14 protein-coding genes are annotated in these 20,065 nt (G+C 72.0%); 12 read left to right on the top strand and 2 right to left on the bottom strand.

Annotated features, from left to right (window positions below; all coding sequences use genetic code 11):
* The first annotated feature begins 272 nt into the window (after positions 1 to 272).
* The 9 genes from leuS (at position 273) to IE311_RS01095 (ending at position 12,676) form a co-directional block, all read left to right on the top strand.
* Positions 273 to 3,158 (top strand): leucine--tRNA ligase, encoded by a 2,886-nt coding sequence (gene leuS, locus IE311_RS01135; protein WP_189829589.1) that lies wholly within the window; start codon positions 273 to 275, stop codon positions 3,156 to 3,158.
* Positions 3,159 to 3,299: 141 nt separating this feature from the next.
* Positions 3,300 to 4,040, top strand: coding sequence for a hypothetical protein (locus IE311_RS01130; RefSeq protein ID WP_189829588.1), 741 nt, complete (start codon positions 3,300 to 3,302; stop codon positions 4,038 to 4,040).
* Between the two features lie 77 nt (positions 4,041 to 4,117).
* Positions 4,118 to 4,963, top strand: a complete 846-nt coding sequence (locus IE311_RS01125; protein WP_189829587.1) for a DegV family protein — start codon at positions 4,118 to 4,120, stop codon at positions 4,961 to 4,963.
* 220 nt (positions 4,964 to 5,183) lie between these two features.
* Complete coding sequence (locus tag IE311_RS01120) at positions 5,184 to 6,200, top strand: ComEA family DNA-binding protein (RefSeq protein WP_189829586.1); 1,017 nt, start codon at positions 5,184 to 5,186, stop codon at positions 6,198 to 6,200.
* The gene (locus tag IE311_RS01115) at positions 6,197 to 8,857 is read left to right on the top strand and encodes a ComEC/Rec2 family competence protein (protein ID WP_189829585.1); all 2,661 of its coding nucleotides are present in this window, start codon (positions 6,197 to 6,199) and stop codon (positions 8,855 to 8,857) included. Before IE311_RS01120 ends, IE311_RS01115 begins: the two co-directional genes overlap by 4 nt.
* A gap of 53 nt (positions 8,858 to 8,910) precedes the next feature.
* Complete coding sequence (locus IE311_RS01110; protein ID WP_189829584.1) at positions 8,911 to 9,534, top strand: winged helix-turn-helix domain-containing protein; 624 nt, start codon at positions 8,911 to 8,913, stop codon at positions 9,532 to 9,534.
* Positions 9,535 to 9,539: 5 nt separating this feature from the next.
* Positions 9,540 to 10,802: an MFS transporter gene (locus IE311_RS01105; protein WP_373313720.1), complete on the top strand. Its 1,263-nt coding sequence runs from the start codon at positions 9,540 to 9,542 to the stop codon at positions 10,800 to 10,802.
* 38 nt (positions 10,803 to 10,840) lie between these two features.
* The gene (locus IE311_RS01100) at positions 10,841 to 11,686 is read left to right on the top strand and encodes an arylamine N-acetyltransferase family protein (RefSeq protein ID WP_189829581.1); all 846 of its coding nucleotides are present in this window, start codon (positions 10,841 to 10,843) and stop codon (positions 11,684 to 11,686) included.
* 99 nt (positions 11,687 to 11,785) lie between these two features.
* Entirely contained in the window at positions 11,786 to 12,676 is an 891-nt protein-coding gene (locus IE311_RS01095) for a YceI family protein (protein ID WP_189829579.1), read from the top strand.
* A 47-nt stretch (positions 12,677 to 12,723) separates the two neighbouring features.
* Here IE311_RS01095 and IE311_RS01090 read toward each other — a convergent pair whose 3' ends face one another.
* Entirely contained in the window at positions 12,724 to 12,984 is a 261-nt protein-coding gene (locus IE311_RS01090; protein WP_373313719.1) for a hypothetical protein, read from the bottom strand.
* 97 nt (positions 12,985 to 13,081) lie between these two features.
* On the opposite strand from IE311_RS01090, the gene holA reads away from it, so the two are divergent.
* Positions 13,082 to 14,074 carry a DNA polymerase III subunit delta gene (gene holA, locus IE311_RS01085; protein ID WP_189829577.1) on the top strand — a complete coding sequence of 331 codons (993 nt, stop codon included), beginning with the start codon at positions 13,082 to 13,084 and terminating at the stop codon, positions 14,072 to 14,074.
* Between the two features lie 1,510 nt (positions 14,075 to 15,584).
* Here the strand turns inward: holA and rpsT are convergent.
* A complete protein-coding gene (gene rpsT, locus IE311_RS01080; RefSeq protein ID WP_030317512.1) occupies positions 15,585 to 15,851 on the bottom strand; it encodes a 30S ribosomal protein S20 in 267 nt (88 codons plus the stop codon).
* A gap of 184 nt (positions 15,852 to 16,035) precedes the next feature.
* Between rpsT and lepA the strand changes: the two genes are divergently transcribed.
* Together lepA and IE311_RS01070 are read left to right on the top strand one after the other, a co-directional pair.
* Positions 16,036 to 17,901 carry a translation elongation factor 4 gene (gene lepA / locus IE311_RS01075; protein WP_189829576.1) on the top strand — a complete coding sequence of 622 codons (1,866 nt, stop codon included), beginning with the start codon at positions 16,036 to 16,038 and terminating at the stop codon, positions 17,899 to 17,901.
* A 199-nt stretch (positions 17,902 to 18,100) separates the two neighbouring features.
* On the top strand, positions 18,101 to 19,978 hold the full coding sequence (locus IE311_RS01070) for an AMP-dependent synthetase/ligase (RefSeq protein ID WP_189829575.1): 1,878 nt from the start codon (positions 18,101 to 18,103) through the stop codon (positions 19,976 to 19,978).
* Positions 19,979 to 20,065: the final 87 nt, after the last annotated feature.

Here is a 20,065-nt window from a genome sequence, read left to right as displayed (position 1 = left end):
CGCCCCCCTCTTCGCAGCTCAGATCTCCGCGACAGGGCTCGGCTCTCCGCGGCTCCGCTCCGTGGAACGTCGGTGCGCCCCGCTCGGGCCCTGCGGTACCCTGGCGCCATGCGTGCCGTACGCCTTCTGCTTACCGAGCCGCGCTGATCAGTCCCGGCGGATGACAGACATCTGTCGGAGTCGGCGCGGCGTCCCCTCCTGTGCGAGGGGATTTTTCATTTCACGGCAGTCCGTGGCAGTGGGCAGAGACGATCGATGGAGCTTCAAGGACCATGACCGAGATCAATACGGCCGCCGAGACGGCGGCCCCGCATCGCTACACGGCGGCCATGGCCGCCGACATCGAGGCACGCTGGCAGGACTTCTGGGACGCCGAGGGCACGTACGAGGCCCCGAACCCCACGGGTGACCTGGCGGGCGATCCCGCGATCGCCGGCCGACCCAAGAAGTTCATCATGGACATGTTCCCGTACCCCTCGGGTGCGGGCCTGCACGTCGGCCACCCGCTCGGCTACATCGCCACGGACGTCTTCGCCCGCCACGCGCGCATGACCGGCCACAACGTGCTGCACACCCTGGGCTTCGACGCCTTCGGCCTGCCGGCCGAGCAGTACGCCGTGCAGACGGGCACGCACCCGCGCGTGTCCACCGAGGCCAACATGGAGAACATGAAGGTCCAGCTGCGCCGGCTGGGCCTGGGCCACGACAAGCGCCGGTCGTTCGCCACGATCGACCCGGAGTACTACAAGTGGACCCAGTGGATCTTCCTGCAGATCTTCAACTCCTGGTACGACGACGAGGCCGGCAAGGCCCGCCCGATCGCCGAGCTGATCGCGCAGTTCGAGAACGGCACGCGTGAGGTTCCCGGCTCCACGCGCGCGTGGAGCGAGCTGAGCGCCGCCGAGCGCTCCGACGTCCTGGGCGAGTACCGCCTGGCGTACGCCTCCGACGCGCCCGTCAACTGGTGCCCCGGCCTGGGCACGGTCCTGGCCAACGAGGAGGTCACCGCCGACGGTCGCTCCGAGCGCGGCAACTTCCCCGTCTTCAAGTCCAAGCTGCGCCAGTGGAACATGCGGATCACCGCCTACGCGGACCGCCTGCTGGACGATCTGGACGCGCTGGACTGGCCCGAGGCCATCAAGCTGCAGCAGCGGAACTGGATCGGCCGCTCCGAGGGCGCCCGCGTCGACTTCCAGGTCGGCGAGACCGGCGCGATCACCGTCTTCACCACCCGCCAGGACACCCTGTTCGGCGCCACCTACATGGTGCTGGCTCCAGAGCACCCCCTGGTCGACGGCGCTGCGAAGATCGTCCCGGCCACCTGGCCCGAGGGCACCCACGACGTGTGGACCGGCGGGCACGCCACCCCGTCCGAGGCCGTCGACGCCTACCGCAAGCAGGCCGCCTCCAAGTCCGACGTCGAGCGGCAGGCCGACGCCAAGGAGAAGACCGGCGTCTTCACCGGCGCGTACGCGATCAACCCGGTCAGCGGCGAGCAGGTCCCGGTCTTCATCGCCGACTACGTCCTGATGGGCTACGGCACCGGCGCGATCATGGCCGTCCCGGCCCACGACAGCCGTGACTTCGCCTTCGCCCGCGCCTTCGAGCTGCCCATGCGCTGCGTCGTGGAGCCGAGCGACGACCGCGGCACCGACCCGTCGACCTGGGACGAGGCCTTCTCCTCGTACGAGGCCAAGCTGGTCAACTCCTCCAACGAGGACATCGCGCTGGACGGCCTGGGCGTCGTCGACGCCAAGGCGACGATCACCGCCTGGCTGGCCGACCGCGGCATCGGCGAGGGCACCGTCAACTTCCGTCTGCGCGACTGGCTGTTCAGCCGCCAGCGGTACTGGGGCGAGCCCTTCCCGATCGTCTACGACGAGGACGGCGTCGCCCACTCGCTGCCCGAGTCGATGCTGCCGCTGGAGCTGCCGGAGGTCGAGGACTACTCGCCGCGCACCTTCGACCCCGACGACGCGGACACCCAGCCGGAGACCCCGCTGTCCCGGAACGAGGCCTGGGTCGACGTCACCCTGGACCTGGGAGACGGAGCCGGCCCGCAGCGCTACCGCCGCGAGACCAACACCATGCCCAACTGGGCGGGTTCCTGCTGGTACGAGCTGCGCTACCTGGACCCGCGCAACTCCGAGCAGCTGGTCGACCCGGCCGTCGAGCAGTACTGGATGGGCCCCCGCGAGGGCATGCCCACCGGTGGCGTCGACCTGTACGTCGGCGGCGCCGAGCACGCCGTGCTGCACCTGCTGTACGCGCGCTTCTGGTCCAAGATGCTGTTCGATCTGGGCCACATCTCCTCGGCCGAGCCGTTCCACAAGCTGTACAACCAGGGCATGATCCAGGCCTTCGTCTACCGGGACGCGCGCGGGATCGCCGTGCCGGCGGCCGAGGTCGAGGAGCGGGACGGCGGCTTCTGGTACCAGGACGAGAAGGTCAGCCGCGTCCTGGGCAAGATGGGCAAGTCCCTGAAGAACGCCGTGACGCCGGACGAGATCTGCTCCGAGTACGGTGCCGACACCCTGCGCCTGTACGAGATGGCGATGGGCCCGCTGGACGTCTCGCGTCCCTGGGACACGCGCGCCGTGATCGGCCAGTACCGGCTGCTGCAGCGGCTGTGGCGCAACATCGTCGACGAGTCGACCGGTGAGGTCACCGTCGTCGACACCGCGGCCGACGAGGACACGCTGCGCGCCCTGCACAAGGCGATCGACGGTGTCGCGCAGGACATGGTCGCCATGCGCTTCAACACGGCCATCGCCAAGATCACCGAGCTGAACAACCACCTGACGAAGTCCGGCGGCGCGCTGTCCCGGTCGGTCGCCGAGCAGCTGGTGCTGCTGGTCGCGCCGCTGGCCCCGCACATCTCCGAGGAGCTGTGGCGCAGGCTGGGCCACACCGAGTCGGTCGTCCACCAGGGCTTCCCGGTCGCCGACCCGGCGTACGTCGTCGACGAGACCGTGACCTGCGTCGTGCAGATCAAGGGCAAGGTCAAGGCCCGCCTGGAGGTCTCCCCGTCCATCACGGACGCCGACCTGGAGACGCTGGCGCTGGCGGACCCGCACGTCGTCGCGGCGCTGGGCGGCGCGGAGATCCGCAAGGTGATCGTCCGGGCGCCCAAGCTGGTCAACATCGTCGCCGGCTAGCGGTACGTCGCCGCTCGGCGGCACATAGGGGTTTCCCCTACGGGCAGGTTGGGGGTTCCGATGGAACCACTGGCCTGCCCGTTCCGTTTACGGTGGAGGGACCACATCCGTGGGGACCGGACGGACGCCGGAGGGGCGCACATGGAAGCCGCGATTATCACGATCATGGCGCTGCTCTTCTTGTCCTTCGTGGCGCTGGGGGTCTTCGTCACCGTGAAGGCGGTCAAGGCCACCAAGCGCGGCGTCGACCGCACGCTGGACCAGGCTCGGCGCACGGTCGAGGACACCACACTGCGGGCCAAGAGCTTCGGCCAGACCGGAGTCGCCGGAGAGCTGGCCAGACTGCGGCTCTCGCTGCGCACCTCCATGCGGGCCACCCAGGAGGCGCTGCAGGCCGGAGTCGGCGAGGACGCCTCGCTGAAGGAGTCGCTCGACCTGTTCCACCGGCTCAGCGCGCACGGCATCGAACTGGACGGCGACCTCAAGCGCCTGGAGCGGGAGCCCGACCGGGCGTGGGTTTCCGGGCAGCTCCCCGAACTCACCGCGCGGACCGAGCGGATCACGAGCTCGGCCGACGCACTGCGGCGTGCCGCCCGGGAGCGTGCCCTGAAGTTCGCCGAGGGCGACCTGTCGATGCTCAGCGAGCAGATCGACGTCGAGGCGGGCGCGCTGCGGCACTGGACCACGGGCCCTGAGGCCGCGCACGCCACGCAGGACACGTACGGCACGGCACCGGGAGCGACCCCGGCGAGCACGGCCCCGAGGGCCGCTTCCGGTGACGCGGGTCCGGAGGCCGGAGAACCGGCCGCCATCACGGCGCCCGACCCCCGACGGACCGCCTACCCCTGGGAGAAGTCGACCCGGCCGGAGACCACCACCTGACGGAGCGGGCGACCGGTCGTGCCCCGGGGAGGGGGCCGGGCTGCCGTGCGGCGGTCTCGGCGGGTAACCTCCCGCTCATGTCCCGGCATGTCGCGATCGTCACCGATTCCACGGCCTACCTGCCACGCCAGACGAGGGAGCGGCACGCCATCACCACGGTCCCGCTGACCGTCGTCATCGGCGACCGCGCCCTCGAGGAGGGCACCGAGGTCTCGGCCAAGGCGCTCGTCGAGGCCCTGCAGAAGAAGCGGTCCGTCACCACCTCACGGCCGAGTCCCGAGATCTTCGCCGAGGCCTACCGCGAGGCGGCCGAGGCCGGGGCGAAGGGCATCGTCTCCCTCCACCTCTCCGCCGAGATCTCCGGGACCTACGACGCGGCCGTGCTCGCCGCGAAGGACGCCCCCGTGCCCGTGCGGGTGGTGGACACCCGCATGGTCGGCATGGCGCTGGGCCTGTGCGCCCTGGCGGCGGCGCAGGTCACGGAGGCGGGCGGCTCGCTCGACGAGGCCGTCGCGGCGGCGGAGAAGCGCGCCGCGGGAACCTCCGCGTACTTCTACGTCGACACCCTGGACTATCTGCGCCGGGGCGGACGTATCGGGGCAGCACAGGCGCTGCTCGGATCCGCCCTCGCGGTGAAGCCGCTCCTCGAACTCGACGGCGGGCGGATCGAGCTGCGGGAGAAGGTGCGGACGGCCTCCAAGGCCATCGCCCGGCTCGAGGAGATCGCGGTGGAGCGGGCCGGCAGCGGCGCCGTCGACATCGCGGTCCACCATCTCTCCGCGCCCGAGCGGGCCGACGCCCTCGCGGACCGGCTCAGGGAACGGGTACCGGGAATCGCGGAACTGCACGTCAGCGAGGTGGGTGCGGTCATCGGCGCCCACACGGGCCCCGGGCTTCTCGCGGTGGTGGTGTCGCCGCGCTGAGCCGGTCGCGGGTGCCGGGCCGCGTCGAGCCGGTCGTCCCCGTCGTGCCGTGTGGAGCCGGTCGTGCCTGCGGGGGCGCGCCGCCCGTCGTTCGATGCCGTCCGTGTCGCCTGCGCCGCCGTCCCCCGGGCGGGTGACGGAGTTTTCCACAGCGGGCTCCCTGTCCACGGATCGTGAGTGAGCCCCGCACGGCGTCCCGGTGATTCCTACCGTCACCTGCATGACTCTTCGTACACGCATCGCATCGACCGCCCCCGGCGCTCCGACCGGCGGGCCAGGCAGGGCGCCGGGCTCCGACGGGCGGAGCCGCCCGGGAGCGCGCGGCGCGGCTCCCGGGCGGGCCAGGAGGCGGACCCGGGTCCGCAGGGCGGTCACGGATCCCGAGGCCGTCGTACGGCGGCGAGGGGACGCGCTGTTCCCGGCGGCGTCGCCGGGGGTGGTGACGGCCGGTACCGGGGTGCGGGAGGCGCCTCAGGCGGTGGAGCGTGGATCCCCGCCCGGGGCCGGGGCGCGGTTGAGGGCGGCGCTGTGGGAGCGGGCCCCGGTGTGGGTGCAGACGCGGTGCGGGCTGGAACCGAGGACGCTGGCCGCACTGACGGTCGTCCTGATCGTGGCCGCCGGGCTCGCCTTCGGATACTTCTGGACGGGACGGCCGGAGCCGGTGCGCGCTCCCGAGTTCGTTCGCGCCGCGCCTGTGGCGGCCGCGCCGGCGACCCGCGCCGGGCCGGGAGCGGGAGTCGGAGCCGGAGTCGGGTCCGGGGCAGGGGCGGTGTCCGGGCCGGGGCCGGCGGCAGGTGGCGCGAGGGTGATCGTCGACGTCGCCGGCAAGGTGCGCAGGCCCGGGGTGCTGACCCTGCCGGCGGGCTCGCGGGTGGCGGACGCCCTGCGCGCCGCGGGCGGGGCGAAGCCCGACGCGGATCTCACCGGACTCAACCGGGCCCGCGTTCTCTTCGACGGTGAGCAGGTCCTCGTCGGCCTGCCGGGGCTGCCGGTCGGCGGCCACGGCTCGGATGCGGGGGGCGGGTCCGTTGGCGGCGGACCCGGGGTGCCGTTGAGCCTCAACACGGCCACGGCGGAGCAGCTCGACACCCTCCCGGGCGTCGGTCCTGTCCTCGCCCGGCACATCGTCGACCACCGCACGGAGCACGGCGGTTTCCGGTCGGTCGGGGAGCTGCGGGAGGTCAACGGCATCGGTGAGCGACGGTTCGCCGACCTCGAACCGCTGGTCCGGCCATGAACCGTGACGGGACGACGGCCGCGCCCGAGGCCGCGGCGGAGGAGAGGGGCATCCGGAAGCCTTCCTGGGAGGAGGGGCCCGCCGATCTGCGCCTTGTTCCGCTCGCGGTGGCGGCCTGGGTGGCGGCTGCCTGCGCCGTGGGTGTGGCCGGATGGTGGACGGTCGCCGGTGTCGTGGTCTGTGTGCTGGGAGCCGCCGTTCTGCTGACGTCGGCCTCGGCCCGGTGGCTCGGCGGGGCGTCCGGCGAGAGCGGTGTGGACGAACAGGGCGCCGCGGGTGGCGCGGGCCTTGCCGATGGTGTGGCTGAAGGGCGGATGCGACGGAGCACGTCCGGGGGGCGGTTGCGTGCGACCGCGTGTGCCGGGGTCCTGCTGTGTGCCGCCGCCGGGGCCACCTCGGCCGGGCTCCACGCGGCGGACCTGCGGCGCGGTCCCGTACCGGCCCTGGCGCAGGAGTACGCGCGGGCGCAGCTGGAGGTGACGGTGACGTCCGATCCCCGGCTCACCCGGTCCCGGGTGCGGGGCAGCGAGACGGTCCCGGTCTCCGTCGTTCTGAACGGCGAGGTGACCAGGGTCGAGCGGTCGGACGGCACGGTCCACCGGACCAGGGCGCCGGTCCTGCTGATCGTGCCGCCGGGGGAGGGACGGGACGCGTGGCTGCGACTGCTGCCCTCCACCCGGCTGAAGGTCGGCGCCCGGCTCGTGCCGCCTTCGCACCCCGGTGATCCCTTCGCGGCGGTGCTCAAGGTCCGGGGGGCCGGACCGCCTCGGATCATCGGCCCGCCGAGCGCGCTGCAACGGACGGCGGGGGAGCTGCGCGCCGGGCTGCGGCGGGCGACCGACGGACTCGGCCCGGACGCGCGGGCCCTGCTGCCCGGACTGGTCGTCGGGGACACCTCGCGGATCGGACCCGAGCTGCGGCACGCCTTCGAGGCGACCGATCTCACGCACCTGCTCGCTGTGTCCGGAAGCAATCTGTCAGTGGTGTTGCTTCTGCTCGTCGGCCGTCCGGGGCGGGCGCATCAGGTGGAGCGGGGCGGGCTCGCGCCCCGGCTGGGGTTGTCGCTGCGGCTGACCGCGGTGGCCGGGGGTGCGTTGACGCTCGCCTTCGTGGTCGTCTGCCGGCCCGATCCGAGCGTGCTGCGCGCCGCGGCCTGCGGATTCGTGGTGCTGCTGGCGATCGGCACCGGTCGGCGGAGATCGCTGATCCCGGCGCTGGCCGCCGCCGTTCTCGTCCTTGTGCTCCACGACCCCTGGCTCGCGCGGAGTTATGGATTCCTGCTGTCGGTCCTCGCCACCGGTGCCCTCCTGACGGTGGCCCCGCGCTGGAGCGAGGCGTTGCGGCGGCGCGGGGTGCCGGGTGGGCCGGCGGAGGCGCTGGCGGCCTGCCTGGCGGCGCAGGCGGTGTGCGCGCCCGTGGTGGTGGTCTTCGCCGCCCGGGTGAGCCTGGTCGCGATCCCGGCGAACCTGTTCGCCGAACTCGCGGTGGCGCCCGCGACGGTGCTCGGCTTCGCCGCGCTCGCCCTGGCACCGGTCTGGGCACCGGCCGCGGAGGGCGTGGCGTGGGTGGCGGGATGGCCCGCCGGATGGATCGCGCGGGTGGCCCGCACCGGGGCGGCCCTGCCGGGGGCGGAGCTGTCCTGGCCCGGTGGGTGGTGGGGTGGCCTCGTCCTTGCCCTGCTCACCGCGCTGGTGGTGCTCGCGGTGCGCAGGCTGCCGCATCGGGGGCCGGTCGGTGTCCTCGTCGTCGTGGTGCTTCTGCTCGTGGTGGTGAGACCGGCGCCGCTGACCCGGTGGGCCACCGGTTGGCCGCCGCCGGGCTGGGTCTTCGCGATGTGCCAGGTGGGGCAGGGGGATGCCACCGTTCTCGCGGCGGGTGGGGACGCGGCCGTCGTGGTGGACGCGGGCCCCGACCCCGTAGCGGTGGATCGCTGTCTGCGTGAACTCGGGGTGAGGCGGGTTCCGTTGCTGGTGTTGACCCACTTCCACGCGGATCATGTGGCCGGATTGCCGGGGGTGTTGCGGGGGCGGTCGGTGGGGGCGATCCAGACGACGGGGCTGGAGGAGCCGCCCGCCCAGGCGGCGTTCGTACGGCGGACGGCGGCGGCCGCGCGGGTCCCGCTGATCCACGCGGAGGCGGGGGAGCGACGGAGGGTCGGGGCGCTGGAGTGGACGGTGCTGTGGCCGACGGCCACGGGCGCCGCGGAGGGGGCGGAAGAGGCGACCGCGAGGGGTGGTTCCGGGGTGGTTTCCCGGGGGCGGTCGGTCGGCTTCGGCGAGGCGTCCGGCGGGCCGAACGACGCCAGTGTCACGCTGCTCGTCCGGGCGGCCGGCGGGCTGACCCTGTTGCTTCTCGGCGATCTGGAGCCGCCGGCCCAGCGGGCCCTGCTGCGCGCCCGTCCGGGGCTCGCGCCGGTGGATGTGCTCAAGGTGGCCCACCACGGTTCCGCGCACCAGGATCCGGGGCTGATACGGGCCGTACGGCCCCGACTCGCCCTGGTGTCGAGCGGGCGTGACAACCCGTACGGGCATCCCTCGCCCCGGACGCTGGAGTCGTTGCGGGCGGGTGGGGCGCGCGTGCTGCGTACCGATCGGGACGGGGCGATCGCGGTCGTGGGAGCGGGGGCAGGGCTCGTGGCCGTACCGGGGGGAGGCTGAATCGCCGGGGGAGAACCCTTGTAAAGAAGTCTTTCTAAAGATACCTTTCCATCATGCCGGAGGAGATCAGTGACGCTCAGCCCGAGGGCGAGCAGCCCCGCAGTATTCGACTCACCGACCCGCGAGCCCTGCGGGCGTACGCCCACCCCCTGCGGATGACGCTGGTGGGGCTGCTGCGCAGCAGCGGGCCCTTCACCGCCACCCGGGCCGCCGAGCTGACCGGGGAGTCCGTGGCCAGCTGCTCCTACCACCTGCGGATACTCGCCAAGTACGGGCTCGTGGAGGAGGCGCCGGGCGGCCGTGGGCGGGAGAAGCCCTGGAGGGCGACGGCCCGGTACACGGAGTGGCCGGAGTACAGCGAGGACGCGGCGGTCTCGACGGCGGCCGACGCGCTGAGCGCCGCGATCGCCGAGCGCTACTTCGAGCGGGTCACCCGGGCCATGGAGAACCGGCACCGGCTGTCGAAGGAGTGGCGGGAGGCCGAGCAGTTCGGGGATTCCCTGCTCCATCTCACCCCCGAGGAGCTGGCCGGCATCGGAGCGGGGATCGACGAGCTGCTGCGGCCCTACGAGGCGCGGGCTTCCGACGCGTCCCTCCGGCCGGAGGGCGCTCGACCCGTGATCGTCCTGCGGATCGCCTACCTGGACCAGGAAACCCCCGAGAGCGGCAAGGAGTGACGAGGATGACCCTGATGGAACGGGTGCCGGCGCTGCTGCGCGAGCGGACCTTCCGCCGCTACTGGACCGGGCAGACCATCTCCCTCGCGGGGGACCAGATATCGCTCATGGCGATCCCCCTCGCCGCCGTCCTGGTCCTCGGTGCCGACGCCGCGGCGATGGGCTGGCTCAAGGCGGCCGAACTCCTGCCCGCGCTCCTGCTCAACCTGCCGTTCGGCGCCTGGGCCGACCGGCAGGCCAGCCGCAGACGGGCCATGATCGCGGCCGACATCGGGCGGGCGGCGCTGGTCCTGACCCTCCCCGTGGCCTATGCGCTCGACGCGCTGACGCTCACCCAGCTGTACGTGGTGGCCTTCGGCATCGGCGCGCTCACCGTGCTCTTCGAGGTCTGCAACACCACGCTCTTCGTGGCGCTCGTTCCCACCGAGCGCTATGTGCAGGCGAACTCGCTGGTCAACGGCAGCCGCTCGACGGCCTGGCTGGCGGGGCCCGGGGTCGGCGGTCTTCTCGTGCAGTTCCTCACGGCACCCTTCGCCCTGGTCGCGGACGCCCTCACCTATCTGGTGTCGGCCGGCTTCCTTGCCCGGATCAAGCCGGTCGAACCCGCGCCGGCCCCCGTGGCCAAGGGGCACTTCACCGAGGGGCTGCGGTGGGTGGTGCGGGAGCGTTCGATGCGCGCGCTGTTCGCCGCCTCCGGCACGGTCCAGTTCTTCAACTACATGTTCCACACCCTCTTCGTGCTCTACGCGACCGCCGAACTCGGCATCGGAGCGGGCCTGCTCGGTCTCATCCTCGGGGCGGGAGCCGTGGGCGGCCTCCTGGGAGCGGTGTGCAGCGGGGCGGTCGTCCGGCGGATCGGCATCGGCGGCTCGCTCGTCGCCGGTTTCCTCGGATTCACGCTGCCGCTGGTCCTGATACCCCTGGCCGAAGGTCCGCTGCCGCTCGTGGTGTCGGTGCTGTTCGTGGCGGAGTTCCTCTCCTGCGTCGGCGTGATGATCGTGGACATCGCGGCGGGATCGTTCCAGATGGCGCTGATACCCGACGCCGTACGGGCTCGGGTCATGGGTGCCTTCCGGACCCTCAACCACGGGTTCCGCCCGCTCGGCGCGCTCGTCGGCGGTTTCCTCGGTACCGCGATCGGGCTGCGTCCGACGCTGTGGATCGCCACCGTCGGGGCCGTCTTCGCCGTGCTGTGGGTGCTGCCCTCGCCGCTGCCGCGCATGAGGGAACTGCCCTCTCCGGAAGAGGAGTCGACGCTGGTCGGATAGCCGGGAGGCGGAGGCGGCCGACGGGGCAGACTGGCGGTATGACAACGCGACCGACGGCCTCCGTCCCCTCCGAGCCCTTCGTCCCCGAGCCCGGGGACGTCGAGGCCTATCTGCGGCGCATCGGAGCGGAGCGCCCGGACCGCGAGGACTCCGAAGCGCTGCGCGAACTGCATCTGCGTCATCTGCTGACCGTGCCGTTCGAGAACCTCTCCATCCATCTTGGCGAGGACATCGTCCTGGACGGGAAAGCGCTGCTCGACAAGGTGGTCGGTGCGCGCAGGGGCGGCTTCTGCTACGAGATCAACACCGCGTTCGCCGTCCTGCTGAGGGGCCTCGGCTTCGAGGTCTCACTGCTCCAGGCGCGGGTCTTCGGGCCGGACGGAAGGCCGGGCATCCCGTACGACCACATGGCGCTGCTCGTGGAGACGGTGGACGGCGAGCGCCTGCTCGCCGACGTCGGCTTCGGTGACCACAGCCACTTTCCGCTGCGCTTCGAGGACCGGGAGGACCAGCAGGACCCGGGCGGTGTCTTCCGGATCGTGGAGGGCGCCGAGGGCGACCTGGACGTACTGCGGGACGGGAAGCCCCAGTACCGGGTGGAGCGGCGGCCGCGCGAGCTCGCCGACTTCACGGCCGGGGCCTGGTACCACCGGACCTCGCCCGACTCGCACTTCCCGCGGAACCTCGTCTGCTCCCTGCTCACCGAGGACGGCCGGATCACCCTCAGCGACCGGAAGCTGATCACCCGCGCGCACGGCGAGCGCGACGAGCGGATCCTCGACGGCGACGAGGAGGTGCGGGGCGCGTACCGGGACCTGTTCGGGATCGAGCTCGACGCACTGCCGGTCGTACGGGGTGGAATTTCCGATTCGAACCCTCGGTAACGCTTGCTGGGCTCTTGACCGGTTTGCCTCGAACGCCCCAGCGGTGATCGAATGCGAATTCGTTGCACAGTGAACGAGTCGCACGGGGGTGCGTGAAGAATGTTCGATCGTCTCTTCGGGAAGCGTGCGGCGGGCGCCGCACGAGGCGGTCCGCTCGCCGGTGTCACCGTCCCCTCCTCGGCGGGCGTGCTCAGCTGCCGGGTGCTCGACCCCGTGCACGAACCCGTCCGGCAGGCCGAGTTCGTCCTCACCGACGCCGCCGGACGCAAGGTCCTCGGCGGGGAGACCGACCCGTACGGCACGGCACTCGCGACCGTGCCGGCGGGCGAGTACCGGCTCGCCGTCACCGCCGAGGGCTACACACCGCACCACGGCAGCGCCGTCGTCGCCGAGGGCCACCACACGGGGCTCGGGGACGTGCTGCTCCAGATCGCCCCGCAGCCCCCGCTCCCCGAGCCCGGCGACTGGGAGATCGACCCGACGCACTCGCAGATCGGGTTCACGGCGCGCCACATCGGGCTCGCCCGGATCCACGGCCGGTTCAACGGCTTCGCCGGTGCGGTGCGGATCGGTGACCGCATGGAGCAGTCGGCGATGCACGTCGTCATCGACGCGGCCTCCATCGACACCGGGGTCCGGATGCGGGACGACCATCTGCGTTCCGGAGACTTCCTCGACGTCGGCGCGTACCCGACGCTGGAGTTCTTCAGCGAACGCTTCACGCACAAGGGCGGCAGCCGCTGGGCCGTCACCGGGGCGCTCACCCTTCACGGGGTGAGCCGCACGGTGACGCTCGACACCCAGTACCTGGGCCTCGGCAGCGGTCTCGAGGGCGAGGCCCGGTGCGCCTGCCGGGCCACCACCGAGCTGCACCGGGAGGACTTCACCCTCACCTGGCAGACGCTGCTCGCGCGGGGAATCGCGGCGGTGGGGTCGAGCATCAGCATCGATCTGGACATTCAGATCGTGCCCAAGGCGTCGCGGGGCTGAGAGCGGGGCGGCCGTGGGGCCGGGCGGTGGGGCTCGGGCCGCAGGGCTTACGGGGCTTCCAGCCAGCCCTCGTACTCGGCGGCCAGCTCGTCCAGCGCCGTCGGGTCGAGCCGGCTGTCCGGGTCCTCGACGACCACCAGCCACTGCGCGTCCTCGGCGTCGTCCTCCCCGGCCAGGGAGTCCCGTACGAGCTGAGGTTCCTCGGAGACGCCGAAACGGTCGGGGAGTTCGCCCGCGACCTCCTCGGCTGCGTCGCGGTCGGGGAGTACCAGTACGTGTCGTTCGCTCACCCCGCCATTCTCGGGCATCGCATTCATCGGCCGTCACCGCCGTCACCGCCGCCGTCGTCGGGCGCACCGCTGTCACGGGCGTCGCTGTCGGTGGCCCGTGGGATGCTGGATCGCGATGGCCACCAGAAAGACTTCCCCCGACGACCTCCTCGGCCCCGTGACGCTCGCCGTGGGGCAGGAGGACCTGCTCCTCGACCGCGTCGTCCAGGCGGTGGTGGCGGCCGCCCGCGCCGTCGACGCCGACACGGACGTACGTGACCTCGCCCCCGAGCAGCTCCAGCCCGGCTCGCTCGCCGAGCTGACCAGCCCCTCGCTCTTCGCCGAGCGCAAGGTACTGGTCGTGCGGAACGCGCAGGACCTCTCCGCCGACACGATCAAGGACGTGAAGGCGTACCTCGACGACCCGATCGAGGACATCTCGCTCGTTCTGCTCCACGCGGGCGGCGCCAAGGGCAAGGGGCTGCTCGACGCGGCACGGAAGGCCGGGGCGCGGGAGGTGGCCTGCCCGAAGACGACGAAGCCGGCGGAACGGCTGACGTTCGTACGCCAGGAGTTCCGGACGCTCGGACGGTCCGCGACGCCCGAGGCCTGCCAGGCGCTGGTGGACTCCATCGGCAGCGACCTGCGGGAGCTCGCCTCCGCGGTCGCGCAGCTCACCTCCGACGTGGACGGGACGATCGACGAGGCCGTCGTCGGGCGCTACTACACGGGCCGGGCCGAAGCCTCCTCCTTCAACATCGCGGACCGCGCCGTCGAGGGGCGGGCGGCGGAGGCGCTCGAAGCCCTGCGCTGGTCGCTCTCGACCGGAGTCGCACCCGTGCTCGTCACCAGCGCGCTCGCGCAGGGCGTCCGGGCGATCGGCAAGCTGTCCTCCGCGAGGGGCGGGCGGCCCGCCGACCTGGCGCGGGAACTCGGCATGCCGCCCTGGAAGATCGACCGCGTCCGGCAGCAGATGCGCGGCTGGACCCCCGACGGGGTGTCGCTGGCGCTGCGGGCGATCGCGGAGGCGGACGCGGGGGTGAAGGGCGGCGGGGACGACCCGGAGTACGCGCTGGAGAAGGCGGTGGTCGCGGTGGCGCGGGCGGCGCGGATGCGGCGCGGGGACTAGGCAGGGGGCTCGTTTCTCCCCCACCCCGCCCCTTCCCGAAACCCTGCCGGGGGCTGGTGGGAGCTGAGGCGATCGCCGGGGCTTCGCCCTGCTGCGACGACGGCCGCCGCTTCGCGTCCCCGGAACTCGCCCTGCGGAGCGGACCGCAGCTTCGGCTTCGCCTCCGGCTCCGCCAGGAGCGCCTGGCGGCGGCTTCGCGCTGTAGGGCCCGGTCCTGTGGGTCGGGGCGGCGGCTTCGCCCCCAGCCCCGTCGGCTGCGTTCGGCGGGCTTCGCGCCGCGAGGCCCGGACACCTGCGGCGACGGTGCGGCGCGGGCGGCGGCTTCGAGCCGTGGAGCCTGGATCTGCTGTGCGGGGCGGTGGCTTCGCGCGGTGCTCGGGCCCGCGGGCGCGGGAGCAGGCAGCTCTTGCGGCCAGCGGCCGCTTCGCGTCGCCGGACCCAGCCCTGCGGGCCGACCGGCAGCATGGGCTTCGCCTCTGCTCCGCCGGAAGCGCCTGGCGGCGGCTTCGCGCCGCAGGGCCCCGGACACCGGGCGGTGCGGGCGGCGGCTTCGCCCAATGCTCGGGTCTGAGCCAGCGGCCGTCGGCAGCTCTTGCAGCCAGCGACCGCTTCGCGTCGCGGGGCCCAGCCCTGCGGAGCGGGCCACAACTGCGGCTGCGCCTCTGGCCCCGCCGGAAGCGCCCGGCTCCGCAAGGCCCGCCCCTCCGGCGACGCCCGTCTCCGCCAGGCCAGCCCTGCGGCGGCGCCCACCTCCGTAAGGCCCGCCCCGCCGGCGACGCCTGCTTCTGCTAGGCCCGCCCCGCTGGCGACGCCCGCCTCAGCTAGGCCCGCCCCGCGGCAGCGCCCACCCGCGTAGGGCCCGCCCCACCGGCGACGCCCGTCTCCGCCAGGCCCGCCTCGCTGGCGACGCCCACCCCCGTAAGGCCCTCCCCGCCAGAGGCGCCCACTTTCCGCAAGCCCCTCCCCGCCGGGGAGCTCCCCTCCCTGGCGGGCCCGCACCCGTGGGGCCAGCCCCGCCGGCGACGCCTGCTTCTGCTAGGCCAGCCCCGGCTGGCGACGCCCAACCCCGTAAAGCTTTCCTCGTCGGCGACGCCCACCCCCGTAAGGCCCTCCCCGCCAGAGGCGCCCACTTCCCGCAAGCCCCCGCCGGGGAGCTCCCGTCCCCGGCGGGCCCGCCCCCGTGGGGCCAGGTGGCCGTCTCGCGTCGCGGAGGCAGGGGCCTGTGCGAGGAGCGTGAGGAGGCATGGGGTCGCGCGTGAGGAGGGGAGGGGCAGGGTCCGCGTGAGGAGGTATGGCCCCTGGCGAGGAGGTAGTGGCCCGTGCGAGGTGGTGCGGGGGTATGGCGAAGGCCCCGTGCCGCTCCTGGGGAAGGAGTGGTACGGGGCCTTCGTCGTTCAAGCCGGTGGGCTCGCACCCGCGTGGCGAACGCGTCCGCGTGCGAGTCCTGGGTGGCCGGGTGGGAGCGGGAGAGAGGGCCCGCTGGGTCCCGTGCGGCCGGTTACATCAGAGCTCAGCCCTGGAGAGCGGCAACCTTGGTGGCCAGCGCCGACTTCTTGTTGGCGGCGGCGTTCTTGTGGATGACACCCTTCGAGACAGCCTTGTCGAGCGCGCGGGAGGCGGCGCGAGAAGCCACGGTGGCCTTCTCGACGTCACCCGCGGCGACGGCCTCGCGGGCCTTGCGGATCGCGGTCTTGAGCGAGGACTTGACGGCCTTGTTGCGCAGGCGCGCCTTCTCGTTCGTCTTGTTCCGCTTGATCTGGGACTTGATGTTCGCCACGAAAAGAGCCTTTACAGGTTCGATGTTCCTTCTGGATGCGTCTCGCAGGCTGAGAGGGCACACGAGACACAGCTGTCCACAGTATCAGCCACTCTCGTGCCCGCCCAAACCGGGCGCAGGGCGACGGGCATGGGACCATGGAGCCTACGTATCGATCCGACATCGCCCCGAGACGAGACCCTGCGTGCCCGCGACTCCTACCAACGTGCCCGAGCCGAGCCGTACCGACCCGGCTCTGATCCGCAACTTCTGCATCATCGCGCACATCGACCACGGCAAGTCCACGCTCGCCGACCGGATGCTCCAGCTGACCGGTGTGGTCGACCAGCGGCAGATGCGTGCCCAGTACCTCGACCGTATGGACATCGAGCGGGAACGCGGCATCACGATCAAGTCCCAGGCGGTCCGGTTGCCGTGGGCGCCGACCGAGGGGCCGGGTCAGGGCAACACGCACATCCTGAACATGATCGACACTCCCGGGCACGTCGACTTCACGTACGAGGTCTCGCGTTCGCTCGCGGCCTGTGAGGGCACGGTCCTGCTGGTCGACGCGGCCCAGGGCATCGAGGCGCAGACGCTGGCCAACCTCTACCTGGCCATGGAGAACGACCTCACGATCGTTCCCGTGCTGAACAAGATCGACCTGCCGGCCGCGCAGCCGGAGAAGTTCTCCGAGGAGCTGGCCAACCTCATCGGCTGCCAGCCGGAGGACGTCCTGAAGGTCTCCGCGAAGACCGGTGTCGGTGTCGACGCGCTGCTGGACCGGGTCGTCCGGGACGTTCCCGCCCCGGTCGGTGTCGCCGACGCGCCCGCCCGCGCGATGATCTTCGACTCCGTGTACGACTCGTACCGGGGTGTCGTGACCTATGTGCGAGTGGTCGACGGGCAGCTCAACAAGCGCGAGCGCATCAAGATGATGTCGACCGGCGCCACCCACGAGCTGCTCGAGATCGGTGTCTCGTCCCCGGAGATGACGCCGTCGGACGGTCTCGGCGTCGGTGAGGTGGGCTACCTCATCACCGGTGTGAAGGACGTCCGCCAGTCCAAGGTCGGTGACACGATCACCTCCCTGAACAAGGGCGCCACCGAGGCCCTCGGCGGTTACAAGGACCCGAAGCCGATGGTCTTCTCGGGTCTCTACCCGCTGGACGGCTCGGAGTACCCGGACCTCCGCGAGGCCCTCGACAAGCTGCAGCTCAACGACGCCGCGCTGGTCTACGAGCCGGAGACCTCCGCCGCGCTCGGCTTCGGCTTCCGCGTCGGCTTCCTGGGGCTCCTGCACCTCGACGTCATCCGTGAGCGGCTTGAGCGGGAGTTCGGACTCGATCTCATCGCCACCGCGCCCAACGTGGTCTACCGCGTGGTCATGGAGGACGGCAGCGAGCACACGGTCACCAACCCGAGCGAGTTCCCCGAGGGCAAGATCGACGATGTGTACGAGCCCGTCGTACGCGCCACGATCCTGGCCCCCAGCGAGTTCATCGGCGCGATCATGGAGCTGTGCCAGACCCGTCGCGGCACGCTGATCGGCATGGACTACCTCTCCGAGGACCGGGTCGAGATCCGCTACACCCTGCCCCTCGCCGAGATCGTCTTCGACTTCTTCGACCAGCTGAAGTCCAAGACGCGCGGTTACGCCTCCCTCGACTACGAGCCCACCGGCGAGCAGGCCTCCAGCCTGGTCAAGGTCGACATCCTGCTGCACGGCGACAAGGTCGACGCGTTCTCCGCCGTCACCCACAAGGACGCCGCGTACGCCTACGGTGTGCGGCTGGTCGCCAAGCTGCGCGAGCTCATCCCGCGGCAGGCCTTCGAGGTGCCGATCCAGGCCGCGATCGGCTCCCGGGTCATCGCCCGCGAGACCATTCGCGCCATCCGCAAGGACGTCCTCGCCAAGTGCTACGGCGGTGACATCTCCCGTAAGCGGAAGCTGCTCGAGAAGCAGAAGGAAGGCAAGAAGCGCATGAAGATGGTCGGCTCGGTGGAGGTGCCCCAGGAGGCCTTCATCGCCGTCCTCTCCAGCGACGAGTCCTCCGGCAAGAAGAAGTAGCAGGAGAGAGCCGTACGCGGCTGTCCTGGTCAAACGACGGGTCCACGTGCCGAGTGCGCGTGGGCCCGTTCGTTATCAAGCGGCGCCCTGCAGACTCTTACGCGCCGGACCTCGGGCCTTTACTCTGATCCCGGCTCGAAGGTTACTCGCCAGTTAGTTACGAACCACCAGAAGGCACCGCCGCCGCCCGGAGGACGTCGTGAGCGACACACAGACCCAGATCGAGAACCGGCCGCCCTCCGTGGCGACCCTCTTCCTTGAGCGCGTCGAGCGGACTCCGGATGCGGAGGCCTACCGCTATCCGGTGCCCGCCGCCTCCGGCGCCGGCCCGGACGAGTGGAAGTCGCTCAGCTGGGGGCAGGCCGCCGAACGGGTCTACGCGATCGCCGCCGGCCTCGCCGATCTCGGTGTGCAGGCCGAGGAGCGGGTCGCGCTCGCCTCCGCCACCCGCGTCGAGTGGATCCTCGCCGACCTCGGCGTGATGTGCGCGGGCGCCGCCACCACCACGGTCTACCCGCAGACCAACGCCGAGGAATCGGCCTTCATCCTCTCCGACTCCGAGTCCCGGGTCCTCATCGCCGAGGACGCGGCCCAGCTCGCCAAGGCCGTCGAGCGCCGCGCCGACCTGCCGAACCTCCGCCATGTCGTCGTCATCGACGCCACCGGGGTGGAGAGCGACGGCGATTTCGTCCTCACGCTCGCCGAGCTGGAGGCGCGCGGCAAGGGCTACCTCGAGAAGCACCCCGAGGCCGTGAAGGAGCGGGTCGCGGCGATCACCGCCACGCAGCTCGCCACCCTCATCTACACCTCCGGCACCACCGGCCGCCCCAAGGGCGTCCGCCTCCCGCACGACAACTGGTCGTACATGGCCAAGGCGATCGCCGCGACCGGGCTCGTCACCGAGGTCGACGTCCAGTACCTGTGGCTGCCGCTCGCCCATGTCTTCGGCAAGGTCCTCACCTCGGGCCAGATCGAGGTCGGCCACGTCACCGCCGTCGACGGCCGTGTCGACAAGATCATCGAGAACCTGCCGGTGGTCCAGCCGACCTACATGGCGGCCGTGCCCCGCATCTTCGAGAAGGTCTACAACGGCGTCGCCGCCAAGGCCCGCGCCGCCGGCGGGGCCAAGTACAAGATCTTCCAGTGGGCGGCCGGTGTCTCCCGCGAGTACGCCAAGGCCAGCCAGGACAACTTCCGCCGCACCGGGACGGCGTCCGCGCCCTTCGGCCTCACGGCCAAGCACAAGGTCGCCGACGCCCTCGTCTACTCCAAGATCCGTGACGCCTTCGGCGGCAACCTGCGCGCGTGCATCTCCGGGTCCGCCGCCCTCGCCCCCGAGATCGGCTACTTCTTCGCCGGCGCCGGCATCCACATCCTGGAGGGTTACGGACTCACCGAGACCTCCGCCGCCTCCTTCGTCAACCCGGGCGAGGCCTACCGCACCGGCACCGTCGGCAAGCCGCTCCCCGGCACCGAGGTCCGGATCGCCGACGACGGCGAGATCCTGCTGCGCGGCCCCGGCGTCATGGAGGGCTACCACGGCCTTCCGGAGAAGACGAGCGAGGTCCTGGAGTCCGACGGCTGGTTCCACACCGGTGACATCGGCGAGCTGTCCGCCGACGGCTACCTGCGGATCACGGACCGGAAGAAGGACCTGATCAAGACGTCCGGCGGCAAGTACATCGCGCCGGCCGAGGTCGAGGGCCAGTTCAAGGCCGTCTGCCCGTTCGTCTCGAACATCCTCGTCCACGGCGCCGACCGGAACTTCTGCACCGCGCTGATCGCCCTCGACGAGCCCACCCTCCTCGGCTGGGCCGCCGAGCACGACCTGGCGGGCAAGTCGTACGCCGAGGTCGTCGCCGCCCCGCAGACCGTGAAGATGGTCCAGGGCTACGTCGACCGCCTCAACGAGGGCCTCCAGCGCTGGCAGACGATCAAGAAGTTCCGGCTGCTGCCGCGCGACCTCGACATCGAGCACGGCGAGCTGACCCCGTCGCTGAAGCTGAAGCGGCCGGTGGTGGAGCGCGAGTACAAGGGGCTCATCGACGACATGTACGCCGGGTCCCGGGAGTCCTGACCCCCGCCGCCGTGGGCCTGGGCCCCGCCCTGGGGAGAGGTTGTCCACAGGCCGGGCGTTCACCTCGGGCAGTACGGGACAATGGGG

It is taken from the genome of Streptomyces zaomyceticus, from assembly GCF_014656215.1.
GTDB lineage: Bacteria > Actinomycetota > Actinomycetes > Streptomycetales > Streptomycetaceae > Streptomyces > Streptomyces zaomyceticus.
This window is presented reverse-complemented; position numbering and strand designations above follow the sequence as displayed.

Bases quoted from the DNA above. Each gene is read 5' to 3' on its own strand.
- leuS (WP_189829589.1), top strand. From the start codon at position 273: ATGACCGAGATCAATACGGCCGCCGAGACGGCGGCCCCGCATCGCTAC.
- IE311_RS01130 (WP_189829588.1), top strand. From the start codon at position 3,300: ATGGAAGCCGCGATTATCACGATCATGGCGCTGCTCTTCTTGTCCTTC.
- IE311_RS01125 (WP_189829587.1), top strand. From the start codon at position 4,118: ATGTCCCGGCATGTCGCGATCGTCACCGATTCCACGGCCTACCTGCCA.
- IE311_RS01120 (WP_189829586.1), top strand. From the start codon at position 5,184: ATGACTCTTCGTACACGCATCGCATCGACCGCCCCCGGCGCTCCGACC.
- IE311_RS01115 (WP_189829585.1), top strand. From the start codon at position 6,197: ATGAACCGTGACGGGACGACGGCCGCGCCCGAGGCCGCGGCGGAGGAG.
- IE311_RS01110 (WP_189829584.1), top strand. From the start codon at position 8,911: ATGCCGGAGGAGATCAGTGACGCTCAGCCCGAGGGCGAGCAGCCCCGC.
- IE311_RS01105 (WP_373313720.1), top strand. From the start codon at position 9,540: ATGACCCTGATGGAACGGGTGCCGGCGCTGCTGCGCGAGCGGACCTTC.
- IE311_RS01100 (WP_189829581.1), top strand. From the start codon at position 10,841: ATGACAACGCGACCGACGGCCTCCGTCCCCTCCGAGCCCTTCGTCCCC.
- IE311_RS01095 (WP_189829579.1), top strand. From the start codon at position 11,786: ATGTTCGATCGTCTCTTCGGGAAGCGTGCGGCGGGCGCCGCACGAGGC.
- IE311_RS01090 (WP_373313719.1), bottom strand. From the start codon at position 12,984: ATGCCCGAGAATGGCGGGGTGAGCGAACGACACGTACTGGTACTCCCC.
- holA (WP_189829577.1), top strand. From the start codon at position 13,082: ATGGCCACCAGAAAGACTTCCCCCGACGACCTCCTCGGCCCCGTGACG.